Below are 17,522 nucleotides of genomic sequence, written 5' to 3' on the forward strand. Positions count from 1 at the left end.
CGTTTCAAAACTTGATGTACTGGCATTTAAACTATGAATCAAATAAATCAAGGAATAACAATTGACCCGGCAGGTCATCGTGCTCATCCGTTTATGCGGCGCCGACTTGCAGATGCTGCTATGATGCACTTGACGGATGGTCTCATGCTTTTCCTTGCAATATTTGTTGGGGACAGTCTCTTGCTTCTTTTTCATGGGATTCCAATCCAAATGGAACGCATGTTGTTTTTGATTCCGGTGTGGTGGATTGGAACCTGGTTTGTGCAGCTGGTGCCGGGATGGGGCCTTGGGACGGTGGAGGAACTGCGTAGAATAGAGTTGCTTCTTGTTACTGTTTTTGCAGGTGTCGCCGTTGCTCTTTTCCTGGGAGTTACCGACCGAGGGGGGAGTAGGATTACTTTTTTGTCTGCATATGTGATTGCGGCCGTTCTCGTGCCGGTTGGTCGATCAGCGATGAAACAGATTCTCGCAGCCATAAATCTTTGGGGAGTTCCCGTGTCAATTTATGGGGATCGAGAGAGTGTTCCTGAGGTGGCTAAAGCATTGCGGAGCGATCGTGCCTTCGGTTTTATTCCACAGGCAGTACTGAGTGACGACTACGGTTTGGGGGATGTTGCAGAAGGCGTTCCGGTCTTGGGCGGATTGCATAATACAACGCGCCGTACTCCTATGGCTGTTGTTGCTTTGCCTCATTTGGAGAGAGAAAAGTTGATCGAATTGCTGGAAGGACCTCTTGAAATTTATCGGACGATTCTTTTGATTCCTGATTTGAAATGTGCGCCCTCGCTGTGGGTTAAGCCTTGTGATTTGAAGGGTATTTTGGGATTGGAGCTTCGGCGCAATCTGCTGGATCCAATGTCTTCGTTTTGTAAAAACTTTGCTGAATGGATCTTGGTTTTTTTAACCCTGCCAATCTGGGGCCCTTTGTGCCTTTTTTTGATGTTGTTAGTGTGGTTGCACGATCTTTCCGCTCCTGTATATGCTCAAACCCGTTTGGGAAAAAATGGACGGCTTTTTAAGGCATATAAGCTTAGAACCATGGTTCCGGATGCAGAAAGTGTTTTGTTGGAAAAGCTTTCGACAGACCCTGTTTTGAAGAAAGAGTGGGAAAAACACTATAAGTTAAAACAGGATCCTCGCATTACTTTGGTAGGTAAGTTTTTAAGAAAGACATCTTTGGATGAAATCCCTCAATTGTGGTGTGTGTTAATAGGTAAGATGGCGCTGGTTGGTCCGCGGCCTTTACCGGATTATCATCATAATGAACTGGAGTTGCGTACGCAGCGTCTTCGAATGAGGGTTCGGCCGGGGATTACAGGATTGTGGCAGGTCTCGGGGCGCAGTGATTCGGGAACGACCGGAATGGATCGCTGGGATACATATTATGTGACCAACTGGTCGGTATGGCTGGACATTGTGATTCTTGCCCGTACGTTGCGTGTTGTTCTTTTCGGAAGCGGTGCGTATTGACGATGCGCAACGCTTTATTGCGAGTATATATCCTAACATTTGTACTCAAACGCCTATGAAGCTGATTGATAAAATTACGGTTATTCTCATTCTCCTCGTCTTAATCACGGGTTTTTCTATCTACGGCGTATGGGAAGACAAAATGATGTTTTTGTCATTGCTGATTCCTGTAGTTTATATTGCGCTTGCCATGTGGGTGGTTGCTGCCGGGTGGCGAGCGGCGAATGGTCGCGGCAGGACGTCGGAGATTCCGTGCCGGAAGACGGAGGGTCGAGAGCAGCGTTCTGATGATAAGATACAGAGGACAGAAGACAGAGGGGCTGGGCGACCGCATTCTTTCGTTCTTCGTCCATCTGCCGCTGGAATGATGATTCCGCCCGGAGGAATCATGCTTTTTCTTTTCTGGTCTTACAGTGCACTCATGATTCCGTTTTCGGTTATTCCGTATGAGGCTAAAATCAGTACCCTTCGTTTGGGATGTTACGTCGGCACATATTGGGTGGTTGCCAATATCTGTTCACGGTTCTCGCGGCGTAAGGTGGTGTGGGTGACTTTACTGCTGGCCCTGTTGGGTGTGGCTCTGTACAGCCTGGTTCAGCACAAAATCAATTTTGATATGTTATTCGGGAGCGAACGTTACGCCGATTATGGAGGGCGTCTAGGGGGAACATATATTTGTCCTAACCACATTGCTCACCTGTTCCAGATGTGGATGCCTTTCTGTTTTATTTTTCTATTCGTTCCGCAGTTAGGTTGGTTTGGGCGAATTTGTTTTGGGTATGCCATTCCCGTATTTGGACTGCTTATATATCAAACTCAGTCCAGAGCAGGACTGCTGGGCGCTGTCGTTTCCGTTGGGATGCTTTTTCTTTTGTTGATGCTTCGCAAAAGCCGCAAGGCGTTTGCAATCGCGCTGGTTGCTGCGCCATTGCTGGTTGTTAGCGGAATTGGTGGTTTGTGGGCCGGTTCGTCGATGTTCCGTGAGAGAATGGAGCCAGTCTTCCAGGTCTTGAATAAAGCGATGGGCGGGAACTGGGAAGAGGTGGCTTCTCTGGATTTTCGACCGATGACCTGGGCGGATGCAGGTCTTATGATTGCGCAGGATCCGATTACGGGGTATGGGCCGGGGAATTATGGACAGAGTTTTCCAGAGTTTCGAATGCGATGGCGGGCGACCCGTCGGGAAACGGTTCATCCGCACAATGAACCGCTCGAACTGCTTGCTGAGTATGGTATCGTTGGGGCATTGCTTTTTGCCGGTGCAGTAATCTGTTTCTGTATCTCTCTGGTTCGGGTGATTAAAGACTCCGATCGACGTTCTTATGCTTTACCCGCTGCTGCGATGCTTGCTGCATTAGCCGGAACGTTTGTGCATGGCTTATTTGATTTCGAATTACGCATATTTCCCAATGCTCTCATGCTTTCTGTTCTGGCTGGCTGCGCTGCTGCTCCGACCCGAAAAGAAGGCCGGGCAGGAAGCCTGTCTCGGTGGACTTGTGTTTTGTTTTCTGCTTTCCTGCTACTGGCGTTGGTTTGGTCTTTGCAGGTGATGAGTTCTGCCGGGTTGCGTGTTCGGGGGGATCTGTTGCGTCTGAGCGGCAACCGGAAGCAGGCTGAAACGCTGTATAATGCCGCAGTCAGGATTGATCCGCAAAACTGGCAGGCATATTTAGGGATGGGGCAGGTGTACAGTCATTATCGCTATTATGAGCTGGATGCTGAAAAAAAGACTCTTCTGGCTCAACAAGAACGGGATGCCTATGCTCGAGCTTATCGGCACAATACTAAAAAAGAAGAAGTGGTATATGGTCTGGGCAGAGCGGAACTTGCTTGTGGAAATCGTGATGCTGGAATCGATTATTTGCGCCAGGCTGCAAATTATAGACGATTTAATGATTTCTACTGGCGCAAACTGGGCATCGAACTGCGCAAAGCCGAATTGTATGAGGAAGCCCGGGAGGTATTTGAACACGCTTATTCGCTGGATCGTTCCAACCCGACAGTTCGCGCCAACCTTAAATGGCTGAAAAAACACGTTGCCGCAGAATGAAATTGTTTGTCGTCACGCCCAGTCGCAATCAGCTTGGCTGGCTTAAATGCTGCGTTGCCTCTGTCCGGGATCAGGTAATGTTGCACAGCCCGCCGGCGAAAGAAGCACCGGAGTCGGGTTCCCGGTCTCTGATCGCTGGACAAGAATCATCGATTCATGTGCACCATCACGTTCAGGACGCCTGTTCTACCGACGGAACCGTCGATTGGCTTGGCGCTCAGACCGACAGTCCTCTTCCTGAAAACTATTCTTTCAGCTTCAGCTCCGAGCTCGACAGTGGCATGTATGATGCGCTCAACAAAGGTTTCGATCGTTCGGCCGACGCCGATATTCTCTCTTGGCTCAACTGCGACGAACAGTATCTCGAAGGCGCGCTGACCGCTGTTGAAGATGTTTTTACAGAATCGTCCGCTTTGGATCTGCTTGCAGGAAGCCTTCTGCTGACCCGCCCGGACGGAACGCTGCTGGCCCGTCGCCAGGCGATTCCTTTCCGGGAAAACTGGGTTAAGGCAGCCCACCTCTACAACCTTTCTGGCGGGCTCTTTTTCCGCCGCTCCGTTTGGGAGCGTGGCATTCGGTTCGATACCGCTTACCGCAATCTTGGAGACGAGGATTGGGTGCTGCGCCTGCTGTCCGACGGCCTTCAGACCTCATGCATCAAACAGCCGTTGGCGGCGTTCAGCTTTACCGGCAACAACCTCAGTCGGCAAGCAGGCGCGCAGGTGGAAACGGATCGTCTTCGCGGCCTTCATCCAGTGCCTGCCCGAACGCGTCTTTTCCTTAATCTATGCCGCCGGTTCGAAAAAATACGCCAAGGGGCTTATCGCCGTCCCTCTCTGGATTATGCGGTATATACCACGGAAAATCCGGACTCACGAACCGCCTTTCACATCGAACACGCTCCGTTCCAATGGCCGAAAAAGTAACCAGACGAATTGCTCTCGATCTCGCCATGATCCGCCCCGGCAGCGGCGGAACCGGCAGCGGCATTTGGACCTATGTCCGTGAGCTGGTTCTGCATCTTGACCGGCAGGATGTCCAGAGCCTGGAAATTATCTGCTTTGTGAACCGCAGGCAGTTATCTGCTTTTTCCAGTCTTCGAAATATTTGCCTGTTCTGTATTCCCGATCTTGGGAAAAACATCCTGACGCGCATCCTGTGGGTTCATCTCCTGCTTCCGGTACTTTGTCTGCTGAAACGGATTTCCGTCCTTCATCGGCCTGCCACAGAAACCCCACTGTTGTGCCCGGCGCGCCGGGTCACCACCGTACACGATTTCTATTATGAATTCCTGATGGAGCAGCGGCCGCCGGCGGCCATTCGGGTGTATGAACGACTCGAAAATCTTTATTTTTCGCTGATCACCCGCATCTGTTTCCGCTCGAGCCGGGCCATCATCACCGTATCCGATGCCGTTCGCTGCGAAGCTGCCCGCCGCTATCCGGCCGCCGCCGGCCGGTTGCATGTGATTCCCCACGGGCATCCGCCCGTTCCGCCCGCCCGTCCGGAACCTGTCGGTCCGTTCAATATCCTGTGCGCGGCCAAATTTATGGAGCACAAAGGTCAGCACCTGCTGATCGCCGCTTTCGAAATTCTGATGGAAAAACATCCCGAATGGGTTGGAAACGTTTTGCTGACTTTGCGCGGCTTTCAGAACGACTGCGATTATTTTGAGCGGATTCAACAGCAGGTGCAGGCGAGCCGCTGGGCCGGGCAGATCCGGCTGCTTCCTTATCGTCCTGAAGACGGACCGGACACAATTTACAAGGACATCCATCTGACTGTTTTGCTATCCAGCTGCGAAGGGTTTGGTCTGCCTGTGCTGGAAGCGCAGTGCTTCGGGATCCCGGTGCTTTGTTCGAATCTTTCGGTCTTGCGCGAAGTCGGCGGGACCGGAGCGCTTTATGTGCCGCGGGAAGATTCGGTCGCGACGGCGGAAACTTTGCACCAACTGATCTCGGACGAGGCACTGCGGAAGAGGCAGATTGAAAACGGATTTGAAAATCTTCGACGTTTCAGCTGGCAGGCTGCCGCGGAAAAAACGCTGAATGTATATCGAAAGGTGATGGAATGAAAAAAACACTGGTAACCGGCGGCTGCGGTTTTGTCGGTCGACATCTGATTGCACGGCTCCTGCAGGAAGGGCATGAGATTCATTGCGTTGACCCGATCGTGCCGCTTAGCGGAGGGATCCGTCCGGAGGAGTGGCCGCTTTTCCAACCTTTGGAACATGGAGGTTTCCACTTTTATCCGCAGGATTGTCGCGATTGGTTCGGCGGGCATGAGGATACGGATTTCGACTATGCTTTTCACCTTGCCGCCATGGTTGGCGGACGCGAAATGATCGAAAACAATCCGTTGGCCGTGGCGGATGATCTCTCCATTGACGCGCAGTACTGGCAGTGGGCGGTGAAAACCCGCCCGGTGAAAAACATTGTCTTCAGCTCCAGTGCGGCTTATCCGATTGAGCTGCAGCGTCCCGATCACTATGAACTGCTCCGGGAGGAGATGATCACCTTCGAAGATCGGATCGGTATGCCGGATATGACCTACGGCTGGGCGAAGCTCACGAACGAATATCTGGCCCGCCTCGCGGTTGAAAAGCACGCTTTGAAAGCCGTTTGTTACCGACCGTTTTCCGGTTACGGTGAAGATCAGGATGATTCCTATCCGTTCCCCGGCGTTTGTAAGCGGGTGCTGGCGAATCGCGGTGCCGAGGAAATTACCGTCTGGGGCAGCGGACGTCAGATGCGCGACTTCATTCACATCGATGACTGTGTCGAGGGGATTCTGACCACGATGGATCAGATCGACGACGCTTCGGCTCTCAACCTTTCTACCGGGCTGTATACCTCCTTCATCGAATTCGCCCGGATCGCCGCGGAACTCTGCGGATTTTCTCCGGCGGTGAAAGGAACCTCCAATAAACCTGAAGGTGTTTTCGCCCGTGGCGGCGACACGGCCCGTCAGCGCGAACTCGGTTTCACGCACACTCTCAGTTTTCGCGACGGTATTGCGCGGGCACTGAACTATTACGACGCATGAACCGCCGGATTAATTTTACGTTGTTGATCGTTTTTGCCGCAGCCTCGCTCTGGTGCGCGGACGGCCTGATGCGTAAAAACGATCAGGCCGCCATCCTTGCCGGTGCGGTGGACCTTGCCCGCGGGCAGATTCAGCCGTGGAGCGCCTATTACCAGTTCGATAAAACCTATGTCCTGTACGGCGTGGCCGGAGCCATCCTGAAGGCCGTTCCCGGAGCTGATCCGGTCACGGCGGCCAACATCGGACTGGCGCTAATCTTCTGGACCTCGCTCGCGGTCTTTATCGCCCGCAGTCGGGAGCGCCTTTCTCCTGCGGTTCTTCTTTGTGTGCTGGCATCGCCTGCTGTTTTGTTTAATACGTCTTATGTAAACAGTTCTGTGCTGTCATCAGCTTTTTTGCTGCTTTGCGGGGCTTTCGTTTTTCGAACGGATCGATTGAGCAGCTGGCTTGCTGCGCTGTTTTATTTTCTTGCGGTCGGTTCACGTTCGGATGTGATTCTTCTGCTTCCGTTGCTGCTTTGGCTGGGCACGCCGATTCCTGAGTCTGGAAATTTCAGGGAGTGGTTTTCCAACCTTTGGAAAACAGACGCCCGGACTTCTTTGCCGTTTTCCAACCTGTGGAAACTGACGGTTGCCGGAATCGGCGCTCTTATTCTCGGCCCGATATTCGCTGGGGGCGCGGGTATGGCGCTCGATCCGTTTTTCAATTGGAAGATGGTTGCCGGCTATACGGTGTTCGGCTTCGGTGCCGCCGGAATGCTCTGGGGCGTACAGTTGGTTGGTCTGGGAAGGCTGGTTGTTAAAAACCGGGCTGTTTGGCCTGTTCTTTATGGTTCAGCGGGGCTCTTGGCCTTGCTGATTCCGGTGCTGTTTTTTCTGCCGCAACTGCATGCGCCACGCTATTTCTGGCGTGGGTGCGAAGCTGTTTTATTGCTGTCAGTGACCGGTCGCCTGCCGCAACTTAATCGGCGATGGGTGGCAATCTTCGCATTAGCAGCGGTTCTGCCGTTGTTGGTTGGGGTTCGTCTGCCGCAGCTGAACCAGCCGCAACTCACGGTAACGTCGCCGACATGTTTCCCAAGTGGAGACGGGTTTTATCCCATGGGTGCCTATGGGTCGTTTCTCTGGCGTTTGCATCACGCGGACGTTGAGTCGATTGACCATAATCAGCGAGTGTGGACTGCAGCGCGGCAGACTGTGTTCCAACCCTTGGAAAACGGGACGGTTCCGGTGCTGTATACGCCAATGTCGGGCTATCTGCTGCTCAGCGCGTCACTGCGGGGGCAGATCGCGGTGCGGGCTTCGTTTGAAGAGCTGCCTGCGATCGGGTTCTATGTCGATAGCCGCAGCCTGATGCGTGACGATCCAAAGAATCCTGTCGGTGCATTGAACCGGATTTTAGATATGCCTGTGGAATTTGTGTCACCAGAGTCAGACGGCATCGGAATTCTGCGGGTAGGAACGGGCCGTCGAGAATGGGGCGCACAGACGAAGCTGCTGAGCCGGTGTTTTAACGGAAATGAGTACCTTGTTTATCCTGCTGATCAGGTACGTCCGGGTGATCGAAATTTTATTTTCTTTTCTAAAAAGGATTTTACCGGTGCCCGGTATGACTCTCTTTCGGGATTGTATTGGTCGGGAAAATATCCTGCTGCTGTGCGGACTGATATCTTTTTTGCTCAAGCGGTTTTACCTTCGTGGATGTCTCTTCAGGCCTTCAAGGGGACTGATTAATAAAATACTGTTGATTTTTGAACCGTTAGTGTACCATTACAGGCTGTTAGGAACGGAAACTGAATATGCAGAACCAAACAAATATTAAAGTCTGGAGTGAGCGTTGGCGGCTGGGGGCGCTGGAATCACAGGAATTAATTCGGATTGGTCTTGTTTCTGTGATGATTGGCCTGCTGTTTATGCTGTTCCATATGCTTGGAAACACGGTTGAAAATGTCAACAGCCGTTCGGCGTTCACATGGATGGTTGCCCGGTGGGGCGACACAATTTCTTTTGGAGCAGACTATTCTCACGGTTATTTTATTCCGTTTGTGAGCCTTGCTGTTCTCTGGTACCGCCGAAAAGAGATTTTTTCGGTTGAAACCTGGGTCGATTGGCGGGGGTTGGTTGTTGTGATCGGCGCATTGTTTATGCATTGGCTGGGCGCAAAAATGCAGCAGACGCGACTCTCTTTGATGAGTCTGGTGTTACTGACATGGGGGATTCCTTTTTATTTATTTGGATGGCGCATTGCAAAAAATCTTATTTTCCCCTGTTCGTATCTTATTTTTTGTATTCCGCTGAACTTTCTGGATGTGATCGCATTTCCATTGCGCATTTTTTCCACAAAAATCGCCGTGGGTATGCTGAATGGCTTTGGAATTGAAGCTGTTCGATCGGGAACAGCGATCCTGATTCCGTCGATGCCGACCGGAATGGATGTCGCCGACCCTTGTTCCGGCTTACGATCTCTTTTGGCGATGACGGCATTGACAGCCGTTTACGCCTATTTCACCCAGAAAACGTTTATTAAAAAATGGATCCTGTTTCTTTCGTCTATTCCGTTGGCGGTGATCGGGAATATTGCCCGAATCGTAACGATCGCTTTTGTTTCAGAAGCTTTAGGGCCCAAACCGGCTCTTGGGCTCTATCATGATTATTCCGGCTATATCCTGTTTGCTGCCGCAATTACCGCAATGGTTATTTTCGGTGGATTGCTGAACATGGGTTTCAAGGAGATGTTAAAAAAATGGAAATTCGTTCGCTAACTCCGCATTTGACATTGATCGGCCTGCTGGTTCTGACCGCTCTGGCTCTCGCGTTTACGGTGGATGTTACTTTGAGTGATACACCGGGGGTTCGTATGGAACTGCCTTCTCAGATTGATGACTGGAGCGGCGATGAGCTGCGCTATTCTCACGACCGGGATAATCCAAAGCAATATCGTGTCAGTGAGCTGGAGTTGCCGGATATTGATCCGGAGACAGGAAAAAAACTCTTTACGATGAGTTATGCAGAGTATGAGGCTCTGCCTCACGATACGGAGTTTGTTAAATCGATTTATACTAACAATACAGATGGAAATGTTTTCGTTTCAATTGTTCTTTCCGGGAAGGAGAGAAACAGTATCCATCGCCCTCAACGTTGTCTGGTCGGGCAGGGCAACACGATTGTGGGGACGGAACGGATGGAGATCCCGTTGGCGGGTCGAGAGCCTTTGAAGGTGGATGTGTTAAAAACGGAACGCCGGTATCGTAATGCAAACGGTGAAATGCAAACCTATTACGGATATTACGCCTATTGGTTTGTTGGGCAAAGCCGCGAGACGCCCAGCCATTATGAACGCATGTTCTGGCTGGCTTGGGACCGAGTCGTGCACAGTGTTGCTCATCGTTGGGCGTATATTGCTGTGTCTGGACAACGGGCTGATGAAAACTCTCAGGACTACAAACAGGACATGAAAGATTTTGTTGAGAAGCTCTATCCGTACCTGCTGATTGATCATTCCCGCCACGACAAAAGTTGACAAACTCAAAACAGTTGCTTATTTATATGCCTCGTACTTATGAAAAACAGATTCAACAGCTTGGAACTCCTTCTACTCGCCGGGTAAGCCCTGCGGGAGTTTTGCGTTTGTTGAATTAGCAGTCAGTTAGTTTCGCTAAACCTCTCCGCAGCGCGGAGAGGTTTTTTTGTTTTGAGTGTAGGTTTTAAAAAAGAAAAACAGTAAGGAATGAGTTATGAAAACACCGAAATACAAAGTGCCGGAATCGTTTGACATGCCTGACCGCCAGTGGCCGTCGCGCACTCTGACCGACAGCCCCGTCTGGTGTTCTGTTGATCTGCGTGACGGGAATCAGGCACTGCCTGATCCGATGACTCCCGATCAGAAGCGTGAGTATTTTAAGATGCTGTGCGACATCGGTTTTAAACATATTGAAGTCGGATTCCCGTCTGCCAGTCAGGATGATTTTGATTTCTTTCGTGGTCTGATCGAGGAGGATCGTGTTCCGGAAGACGTTTTTATCATGGGGCTGACGCAGTGCCGTTCCCATCTGATTGAACGGACTTTTGAGGCATTCAAAGGAGTTAAGCAGGGGATTGTCCATGCTTATATTGCGACATCTGACCTGCATATGAAGCAGGTATTCGGAATGGATCGGCAGGATACAATTGAAACGGCCGTGGCGGCCACCCGTCAGATCCGTGAATTGGCCGATGCTATGCCGGAAAGTGATATCCGTTACGAATTTTCTCCAGAAGAGTTCACGGATACCGATCCCGAATTCTGTCTGGAATTGTGTAAGGCGGTTTATGATGCCTGGGGCAAAGCAACCCCGGAGAAGCCGCTGATTCTGAATCTGCCGGCGACGGTGGAGCGTCGACCGCCAAATCATTATGCAGATATGATTGAGTGGTTTTGTTCGCGCTTCCCGAACCGGGACCGTGTTCAGATTTCTCTGCATTCTCATAATGATCAGGGAATGGCGGTTGCCGCCACCGAACTGGCACTGATGGCCGGCGCGGACCGTGTGGAAGGCACACTGTTCGGGCACGGAGAGCGGACTGGCAACGTGGATCTGGTTACCGTTGTCGGCAACCTGTTTTCGCGCGGTATCGAGACAGGACTGGATTTTTCTAATATGGAAAAGGTTGTGGAGTCGGTCGAGCGTTTGACCGGTATGCCGGTGTATTACCGCCAGCCGTATGCCGGAGAGTATGCTTTCACAGCGTTTTCAGGGTCACATCAGGATGCCATCAACAAAGGGATGCACCGTTTGGACAAAGCCTCCGAAATCTTTGGAATGCGCTGGAAAGTTCCATATCTGCATATCGACCCGGCCGATCTGGGGCGCAGTTTCGAACGGCTGATTCGTATTAACTCGCAGTCTGGAAAAGGCGGTATTGCATGGGTGCTGGAGCAGGAGTACGGGGTCCATATTCCCAAAGCCATGCAACCGGAATTGCGCGAAGAGGTGCAGCGGTACAGTGAAGAGGTTTCCCGGGAACTGAGCTCGGAAGAAGTGTACAAAATTTTCGAAGAGAAATTTTTACGGCCGGAAGGACCGTACGAACTGGCAGGCTATTGGCCGCGCCCGGATGATAACGATCCGACATTTATTCATGGAGAAGTGAAAATCCTGGTGAATGGAGAAGCCAAAACGTCGGTGGCCGATGGAAACGGCCCCATTTCGGCATTTGTAAATGCTGTTCGGGAGCTGGCCGGCATTGAGTTCGGTGTGGATGACTATCATGAACAGGCGATCGGGAAGGGTGCTGATGCGCAGGCTCTGGCATATGTGCCGTTGAAGTTGAAAGATAACGGTGTGATTTTTGGTGTTGGATCGGATTCAAATATTGATCAGGCCGCCGTGCGTGCCATTATTGCCGGACTGAACCGTATTGAAGGACAACAAAAATGAATAAACTTGCAGTTTTGGGCCACCCGATCGGCCACACACTTTCGCCGGTGATGCACAACGCTTCTATTCAAGCGCTTGGTTTGGCGGACCAATATGAATATGACAAGCTCGATGTCGCACCGGATGCATTGCTGGAACGCCTTTCCCGGTTTCCTTCTGAAGGCTATGCCGGGGTCAACCTCACAATTCCACTCAAAGAAGTCGCATTCCAAGGGTTGGAAAAGCTCGACGAAAGCGCTAGGACTCTTGGGGCCGTGAATACGGTTGAATTTACGGATGACGGTCCGGTCGGTCATAATACCGACGGGTACGGCGTGCTCAAAGCGCTTGAGGAGGCATTCGGAAAAACCGTTGAGAACGATTCCGTTTTTGTGCTTGGTTGCGGAGGGGCTGGGCGCGCCGTCGCTCTGATGGCCGCGCTGAATGGAGCAAAAACGGTCACGTTGGCTGATGTTGACGCGGAGCGTCTTGCTAATCTGGCAGCCGAAATTGCGGAAAAGGCTCCAACGGTTGACATTTCCCAATGTTTGGAAAAAGCGGAGCAAGTTGAGAAATGCCGTGCAGCCGATCTGGTGATTCAGGCTTCACCGGTCGGGATGAAAAAGGATGATCCGTCGTTGATGCCGCCCGAAGCGTTTCGCGAAGGGCAGCGTGTTTTTGATCTGATCTATATGTATCCGGAAACGACTTTGCTCGGCGTTGCCAGAAAACAAGGGGCTCAGGTTGCAAACGGTTTGGGGATGCTGCTGCATCAGGGAGCCCGGGCGTTCAAAATCTGGACCGGTATCCAGCCCGATGTCGCGGCAATGCGTACGGCCCTGGAACTGGCGGTTTACGGAGATCGCTAGGCCGGCTCCGATATCACCTTCCTGAAAAAACCTGTTTATTCACATGAATTCATGGGCTAGTCTGCCAGCATGATATTTATGGAAATATACTTTGCGTTTGTGACTCTGATTTTGGGGCTTTGCTTCGGCAGTTTTCTTAACGTTTGCATTTATCGGATTCCAGCGGAAATTTCGCTGTCTCATCCTCCGTCGACCTGCCCGAAATGCAAAACCCGGATCAAGTGGTATGACAACATTCCGGTGTTCGGATGGCTGATGCTGGGCGGCAAATGCCGGGCCTGCAAACAGCCCATTTCCGCCGGCTATCCTGTGATCGAGCTGACCACCGGACTGTTTTTCCTCACGTTGTACCTGATCTACGGCTTCACCTGGATCACCCCGATTTACGCCCTGTGCGTTTTCGGCCTGCTGCTCGCCACGTTTGTCGATATTGCCGAGATGTGGATTCCGGACCGGGTGAGTATCGGAGGAATGATCGTTTTCCCGATTTTCAGTGTGTTTGTTCCTGAGTTGCACGGAGCCGCCGATTGGGTTGGCGGGCTGTTTGCCTCAGCCATTGGAATGGCTGCCGGCTTCATCGGCTTCTGGCTGATCGGCGTAATCGGAAAGGCTATTTTCAAAAAGGATGCAATGGGCTTTGGCGACGTAAAACTGATGGGGGGGCTCGGTGCGCTGCTCGGTTGGCAGGCTGTGATCTATATCCTCTTTTTCTCTGCGCTGGCTGGTTCCGTCATCGGAGTGGCATTGATCGCAATGAACAAAAAAGAACTGTCCAGTCAGATCCCGTACGGGCCGTATTTGGCGCTGGCCGCTTTTTCCTGGATGCTCGGCGGATATCATCTGTGGGATGCCTATCTGGCGATGATGAAATTTTAAAACCATTGGATATCAGCAGTTACTGGAAAGTTTAAGAGACACAAGATATGAATTTGAAGAACGTTGTTGAAGCGCTGGATGCGTCTGAGTTGCATGCATCTGATGGATGGGAGACGCTGGAAGTGGATGATGTTTTTGCCTCTGACCTGATTAGCGACATTCTGGTCAGTGAAGGTGAAGATCAACTGTTGCTGACTTCACTGACATCTCCTCAGGTGGTTCGGACGGCAGCTTTGGTCGGTGCTGTGGCAATCATCCTGGTGCATCGGCGTCAGACTCCGCCTGCTCTGGAGGCGGCAGCACGTCAGCAGGGCCTGCCTCTTTTCCGCAGCGCACTGACAAAGTTCGAAGCCTGTCTGCGCATCGGAAAACTGATGGAGACGTCATGAGCGACGTACCGCTGCCGCTGGATCAATCCGCACTGCGAATTCAGGAGCTGGCCTACGGCTTAAAAGTGCGGGATGTGATGACTCGAAAAATTTTTGCCGTCACGCGTACGTGCACGATGCGTGATGTGCAGACTATCATGAAAAACAACGGAATCAGCGGTGTTCCGGTGGTCGACGATGCCCATGTGGTTGGCATCATCAGCATGAATGACATCATGAATGCGTTTGTTAATGGACATATGGATGACGGGGTTGCCCGGCATATGGTCACGGATGTACAGACTTTGAGTGATGAGGTTCCTCTGACTTTTGCGATGTCGGCTTTCAGCAAATATTCCTTTCGCCGTTTTCCGGTCGTCAATCAGAAAAATGAGCTGGTCGGCATCATCACTCCGCGCAATATCAACCTGGCATTGATTCGGGAGCTGTCGCGCCAACTGGATGAGCTCGAGGACAACAGCGGACATCCTGAGCAGGGTGGATCAAAGCCGGTTTTCCATCAGATCTACCGTCTGACCCGTTATGACTTTGAACACGCAGGCCGAGCATCCGCTGAATTGAAAAAGCAGCTCAAAGCGCGGGGGATTCCTCCGAAGGTGATCCGTCGAGCTGCAATTGCCAGTTATGAGCTCGAGATCAATGTTGTGGCGCATTCCCATGGCGGTACCTTTGCGGTTCTGGTTGACGACGAACGCGTGCGCATTACTGCCAATGACTTTGGGCCGGGCATTCCCGATGTAGATGCTGCGATGACCGAGGGGTTTTCCACAGCCAATGACTGGATTCGCTCTCAGGGCTTTGGTGCCGGAATGGGACTGCCCAATGCTAAACGGGTCTCTGATGAATTTGAAATTCAGTCGGGGATCGAAATGGGAACAATGGTCAAAGCGATTGTTTATCTAAAACAAGGAGAACAACGATGAAAATCAGTGAGCTGGAGTCTCTCGGATTCACCTGTCTGCAGGATCAGTTTGAAGATATCGATTTGGTGGGCGGCTACACCTCTGATCTTCTGAGCGATGTGATGGCAAACCTTAAAGAAGGTCAGGTTTTAATTACCATTCAGGCTCACAAAAACACCATTGCTGTTGCATCGCTTTCAGGCGCGTCTGCGGTTGTGTTCTGTCATGGACGTCCGGCGGCAGATGATGTGCTGGATGCCGCCGCCGCCGAAGGCATTGCCGTTTTCAACACTCCCGACAATCAGTTTGACGCAACGGTTAAGGTGTCACGTGCGCTGCGTGCATAAAATCTGAATGATGAAATCCCCAGGAACCCAGAGGAATCTGAATGGCGAATTCCGGAACGGTTGGTTCGGGGTTTGGGCATTTCGTCTTTTCATCAATTCGGGAGATTGGTCGTGAATGCCCGGATTGATTTCCATATTCATTCCTGTCTGTCACCATGCGCTGCCCTGGAAATGTCGCCGCGGGCGATTATCGCCGGGGCGAAAGAAAAAGGGCTGGACTGTATCGCCTTGGCCGATCATGGATGCGTGGAAAACCTGCCGGCGTTTCATGACGCCTGCGCCGAAGCAGGATTGCCGTGTTTGTACGGTCTGGAAGCGACCTCTTCTGAGGAAGTTCACACCCTCTGTCTGTTCGATCAGCTCGACCCGGCACTTAAGTTTGGTCGGATGATTTATGATTCTATTATGGATTATCCCAACGACCCGGAACGGTTCGGCATGCAGCCGATTGTGACCGTAGACGACGATGTGCTGAACTTCGCTGACAAACTGCTTTTTGCCGCCACAGACATTTCATTTTTCGATTTAGTGCCCATGGCGCTCGATGCCGGAGCACTCTGTATTCCGTCACACATCGACCGCGAATATCTGGGCGCCATCGCTCAGATCGGCTTTCTGCCGGATCTGCCGTATGATGCCGTCGAAGTGGTTTCTCCAAATCCGCCGGCCGGCGCAGAAAAATGGCCGATTGTCCACTTTTCTGATGCACATCATCCGGACCAGATCGGCCGACGTTTTACCGAAGTGGAAACCGAAGCCTTCACCGTTCCCGCATTACGCGCGGCTTTTCATAAACTGCTTCCGGCATAAGCCGGGTTCCGGCAGGCATTGAATGATTCCTTGTGCTTTCCTCGATCCGGACTAAAATATCTCGCAAGAGATAAAAAGGGGAGGTCGTGTATGAAAAAAATACTGGTTGCGGTTGATTTTTCCAAAGGGAGCGATCGAGTGGTGCAGCAGGCGATCGAGCTGGGTAAAGAACTGGATGGACAGCTCTATATGGTCCACGTGACATCCGACACATTAAAGGACGCATATGCATCAACACAGTTTTATGATGTTGCCTCTGAATTTGCCGCCGCTCCGGCCGGAGATATCGAGCTGGCCCGAAATCTGTGCGCCAAAGAGTATAAACGGGAACATAACGCCTTGTTGAAAATTTCTTCCCGGATGAAGGAGGAGGGAATAAGAGCGCAAGCGATGCTCCTGAAGGGAGATGCGGCAGGGTTGATTCTGGAAAAAGCCAACGAATTGAGAATCGATTTGATTGTGATGGGCTCACACGGCCACGGACTGCTCCGAAAGGTGCTGGTCGGCAGCGTCGCCGAGGGAGTGCTGCGGAAAGCCCCCTGCGGCGTGCTGATTGTCCCGGCGACAGCGAACCTGACGCCGATCCTGTGAGCCATGGTTTTTCCGCGGTTACCGATTGAACTTCTGTAAAAAGAAATTAGTCGCCAGTTCCTTGGCAATCGTGGAGGTCAGTCCGTGACCCGCGACAATTTGAGTTTCCGGAGGAAGAGTCTCTGTCAGTTTTTTCAGGGACTCAGTCAACGTACGCGCGTCTCCGCCGGGAAGGTCGGTGCGCCCGCATGATCCTTTAAAAAGCGTGTCTCCGGTAAAGCAAACACCCGCGTCCTGAAACCAGTAGCAGACACCGCCGGGCGTGTGGCCGGGAGTTTCCAAACATTGGAAACTTAGGTCTGCAATGTTCCAAACCCTGGAATATTCGAGATCATTTTTTCCAAAGATTGGAAACTCTGCATCGGGGCGGAGCGGCACAGGGTAGTACGGCAGAATCTGGTTGCTGGGGCCAAAGGCCCATTCCTGATCGGCTGGATGCAGGTAGACTGGCGCAGGGTGATTTTTATGCAGTTCGGCGAGGGCGCTGATGTGGTCGGCGTGGCCGTGCGTGAGCAGATATGCGGCGGTTTGTAAGTTGTTTGTTTTGAGAAAGTTTTCTATTTCTTTTGCGTCTTTCCCCGGGTCGAGGATCAGGGCTTTGCGTGCTTTTCCCCATACAACAGCACAATTGACTTCGTATGAGCCTACAGTGATTAATTCGAGATTCATGGCCGCAGAGAATAGGCAAGATAGGCGGTAGCGAAAAGGCCGAATGATAAAAATGTCAGCCAGGCACTCATAAATTTAACAGTTCCGTGTTTGACATAGACGTCCGATT

General features: G+C 51.7%; 17 protein-coding genes. 16 read left to right on the plus strand and 1 reads right to left on the minus strand.

Annotated elements, in window-relative coordinates; genetic code table 11:
• Positions 1–33 precede the first annotated feature (33 nt).
• The 16 genes from GT409_RS12365 (at position 34) to GT409_RS12440 (ending at position 16,744) form a co-directional block, all read left to right on the plus strand.
• Positions 34–1,470 carry an exopolysaccharide biosynthesis polyprenyl glycosylphosphotransferase gene (locus GT409_RS12365; RefSeq protein ID WP_160629377.1) on the plus strand — a complete coding sequence of 479 codons (1,437 nt, stop codon included), beginning with the start codon at positions 34–36 and terminating at the stop codon, positions 1,468–1,470.
• A 55-nt stretch (positions 1,471–1,525) separates the two neighbouring features.
• The gene (locus tag GT409_RS12370; RefSeq protein WP_160629378.1) at positions 1,526–3,520 is read left to right on the plus strand and encodes an O-antigen ligase family protein; all 1,995 of its coding nucleotides are present in this window, start codon (positions 1,526–1,528) and stop codon (positions 3,518–3,520) included.
• On the plus strand, positions 3,517–4,446 hold the full coding sequence (locus GT409_RS12375; protein ID WP_160629379.1) for a glycosyltransferase family protein: 930 nt from the start codon (positions 3,517–3,519) through the stop codon (positions 4,444–4,446). The genes GT409_RS12370 and GT409_RS12375 overlap by 4 nt, the downstream gene beginning before the upstream one ends.
• Positions 4,431–5,594, plus strand: a complete 1,164-nt coding sequence (locus GT409_RS12380) for a glycosyltransferase family 4 protein (RefSeq protein WP_160629380.1) — start codon at positions 4,431–4,433, stop codon at positions 5,592–5,594. Before GT409_RS12375 ends, GT409_RS12380 begins: the two co-directional genes overlap by 16 nt.
• Positions 5,591–6,565: an NAD-dependent epimerase/dehydratase family protein gene (locus tag GT409_RS12385; RefSeq protein ID WP_160629381.1), complete on the plus strand. Its 975-nt coding sequence runs from the start codon at positions 5,591–5,593 to the stop codon at positions 6,563–6,565. The genes GT409_RS12380 and GT409_RS12385 overlap by 4 nt, the downstream gene beginning before the upstream one ends.
• On the plus strand, positions 6,562–8,298 hold the full coding sequence (locus tag GT409_RS12390; RefSeq protein WP_160629382.1) for a hypothetical protein: 1,737 nt from the start codon (positions 6,562–6,564) through the stop codon (positions 8,296–8,298). Before GT409_RS12385 ends, GT409_RS12390 begins: the two co-directional genes overlap by 4 nt.
• 65 nt (positions 8,299–8,363) lie before the next feature.
• On the plus strand, positions 8,364–9,326 hold the full coding sequence (locus GT409_RS12395) for an exosortase/archaeosortase family protein (protein ID WP_160629383.1): 963 nt from the start codon (positions 8,364–8,366) through the stop codon (positions 9,324–9,326).
• Positions 9,308–10,084 carry an exosortase-associated EpsI family protein gene (locus GT409_RS12400; RefSeq protein WP_160629384.1) on the plus strand — a complete coding sequence of 259 codons (777 nt, stop codon included), beginning with the start codon at positions 9,308–9,310 and terminating at the stop codon, positions 10,082–10,084. The genes GT409_RS12395 and GT409_RS12400 overlap by 19 nt, the downstream gene beginning before the upstream one ends.
• A gap of 214 nt (positions 10,085–10,298) precedes the next feature.
• The gene (locus tag GT409_RS12405) at positions 10,299–11,981 is read left to right on the plus strand and encodes a 2-isopropylmalate synthase (RefSeq protein WP_160629385.1); all 1,683 of its coding nucleotides are present in this window, start codon (positions 10,299–10,301) and stop codon (positions 11,979–11,981) included.
• Positions 11,978–12,829, plus strand: coding sequence for a shikimate dehydrogenase (gene aroE, locus GT409_RS12410; protein ID WP_160629386.1), 852 nt, complete (start codon positions 11,978–11,980; stop codon positions 12,827–12,829). Before GT409_RS12405 ends, aroE begins: the two co-directional genes overlap by 4 nt.
• Positions 12,830–12,907: 78 nt before the next feature.
• Complete coding sequence (locus GT409_RS12415; RefSeq protein WP_160629387.1) at positions 12,908–13,705, plus strand: prepilin peptidase; 798 nt, start codon at positions 12,908–12,910, stop codon at positions 13,703–13,705.
• A gap of 47 nt (positions 13,706–13,752) precedes the next feature.
• On the plus strand, positions 13,753–14,094 hold the full coding sequence (locus GT409_RS12420; RefSeq protein WP_160629388.1) for a hypothetical protein: 342 nt from the start codon (positions 13,753–13,755) through the stop codon (positions 14,092–14,094).
• Complete coding sequence (locus GT409_RS12425; protein WP_160629389.1) at positions 14,091–15,017, plus strand: CBS domain-containing protein; 927 nt, start codon at positions 14,091–14,093, stop codon at positions 15,015–15,017. Before GT409_RS12420 ends, GT409_RS12425 begins: the two co-directional genes overlap by 4 nt.
• Positions 15,014–15,343: a DRTGG domain-containing protein gene (locus tag GT409_RS12430; protein WP_160629390.1), complete on the plus strand. Its 330-nt coding sequence runs from the start codon at positions 15,014–15,016 to the stop codon at positions 15,341–15,343. Before GT409_RS12425 ends, GT409_RS12430 begins: the two co-directional genes overlap by 4 nt.
• 111 nt (positions 15,344–15,454) lie before the next feature.
• On the plus strand, positions 15,455–16,153 hold the full coding sequence (locus GT409_RS12435) for a PHP domain-containing protein (protein ID WP_160629391.1): 699 nt from the start codon (positions 15,455–15,457) through the stop codon (positions 16,151–16,153).
• 90 nt (positions 16,154–16,243) lie between these two features.
• Positions 16,244–16,744 carry a universal stress protein gene (locus GT409_RS12440; protein WP_160629392.1) on the plus strand — a complete coding sequence of 167 codons (501 nt, stop codon included), beginning with the start codon at positions 16,244–16,246 and terminating at the stop codon, positions 16,742–16,744.
• An 18-nt stretch (positions 16,745–16,762) separates the two neighbouring features.
• On the opposite strand, the gene GT409_RS12445 is transcribed toward GT409_RS12440, so the two are convergent.
• On the minus strand, positions 16,763–17,413 hold the full coding sequence (locus tag GT409_RS12445; RefSeq protein ID WP_160629393.1) for an MBL fold metallo-hydrolase: 651 nt from the start codon (positions 17,411–17,413) through the stop codon (positions 16,763–16,765).
• Between the last annotated feature and the right edge of the window lie 109 nt (positions 17,414–17,522).

It is taken from the genome of Tichowtungia aerotolerans (genome assembly GCF_009905215.1).
GTDB classification, from domain to species: Bacteria; Verrucomicrobiota; Kiritimatiellia; order Kiritimatiellales; family Tichowtungiaceae; genus Tichowtungia; species Tichowtungia aerotolerans.

Bases quoted from the DNA above. Each gene is read 5' to 3' on its own strand.
- GT409_RS12430 (WP_160629390.1), top strand. From the start codon at position 15,014: ATGAAAATCAGTGAGCTGGAGTCTCTCGGATTCACCTGTCTGCAGGAT.
- GT409_RS12405 (WP_160629385.1), top strand. From the start codon at position 10,299: ATGAAAACACCGAAATACAAAGTGCCGGAATCGTTTGACATGCCTGAC.
- GT409_RS12370 (WP_160629378.1), top strand. From the start codon at position 1,526: ATGAAGCTGATTGATAAAATTACGGTTATTCTCATTCTCCTCGTCTTA.
- GT409_RS12400 (WP_160629384.1), top strand. From the start codon at position 9,308: ATGGAAATTCGTTCGCTAACTCCGCATTTGACATTGATCGGCCTGCTG.
- GT409_RS12365 (WP_160629377.1), top strand. From the start codon at position 34: ATGAATCAAATAAATCAAGGAATAACAATTGACCCGGCAGGTCATCGT.
- GT409_RS12380 (WP_160629380.1), top strand. From the start codon at position 4,431: ATGGCCGAAAAAGTAACCAGACGAATTGCTCTCGATCTCGCCATGATC.
- GT409_RS12425 (WP_160629389.1), top strand. From the start codon at position 14,091: ATGAGCGACGTACCGCTGCCGCTGGATCAATCCGCACTGCGAATTCAG.
- aroE (WP_160629386.1), top strand. From the start codon at position 11,978: ATGAATAAACTTGCAGTTTTGGGCCACCCGATCGGCCACACACTTTCG.
- GT409_RS12390 (WP_160629382.1), top strand. From the start codon at position 6,562: ATGAACCGCCGGATTAATTTTACGTTGTTGATCGTTTTTGCCGCAGCC.
- GT409_RS12440 (WP_160629392.1), top strand. From the start codon at position 16,244: ATGAAAAAAATACTGGTTGCGGTTGATTTTTCCAAAGGGAGCGATCGA.
- GT409_RS12445 (WP_160629393.1), bottom strand. From the start codon at position 17,413: ATGAATCTCGAATTAATCACTGTAGGCTCATACGAAGTCAATTGTGCT.
- GT409_RS12385 (WP_160629381.1), top strand. From the start codon at position 5,591: ATGAAAAAAACACTGGTAACCGGCGGCTGCGGTTTTGTCGGTCGACAT.
- GT409_RS12375 (WP_160629379.1), top strand. From the start codon at position 3,517: ATGAAATTGTTTGTCGTCACGCCCAGTCGCAATCAGCTTGGCTGGCTT.
- GT409_RS12420 (WP_160629388.1), top strand. From the start codon at position 13,753: ATGAATTTGAAGAACGTTGTTGAAGCGCTGGATGCGTCTGAGTTGCAT.
- GT409_RS12415 (WP_160629387.1), top strand. From the start codon at position 12,908: ATGGAAATATACTTTGCGTTTGTGACTCTGATTTTGGGGCTTTGCTTC.
- GT409_RS12395 (WP_160629383.1), top strand. From the start codon at position 8,364: ATGCAGAACCAAACAAATATTAAAGTCTGGAGTGAGCGTTGGCGGCTG.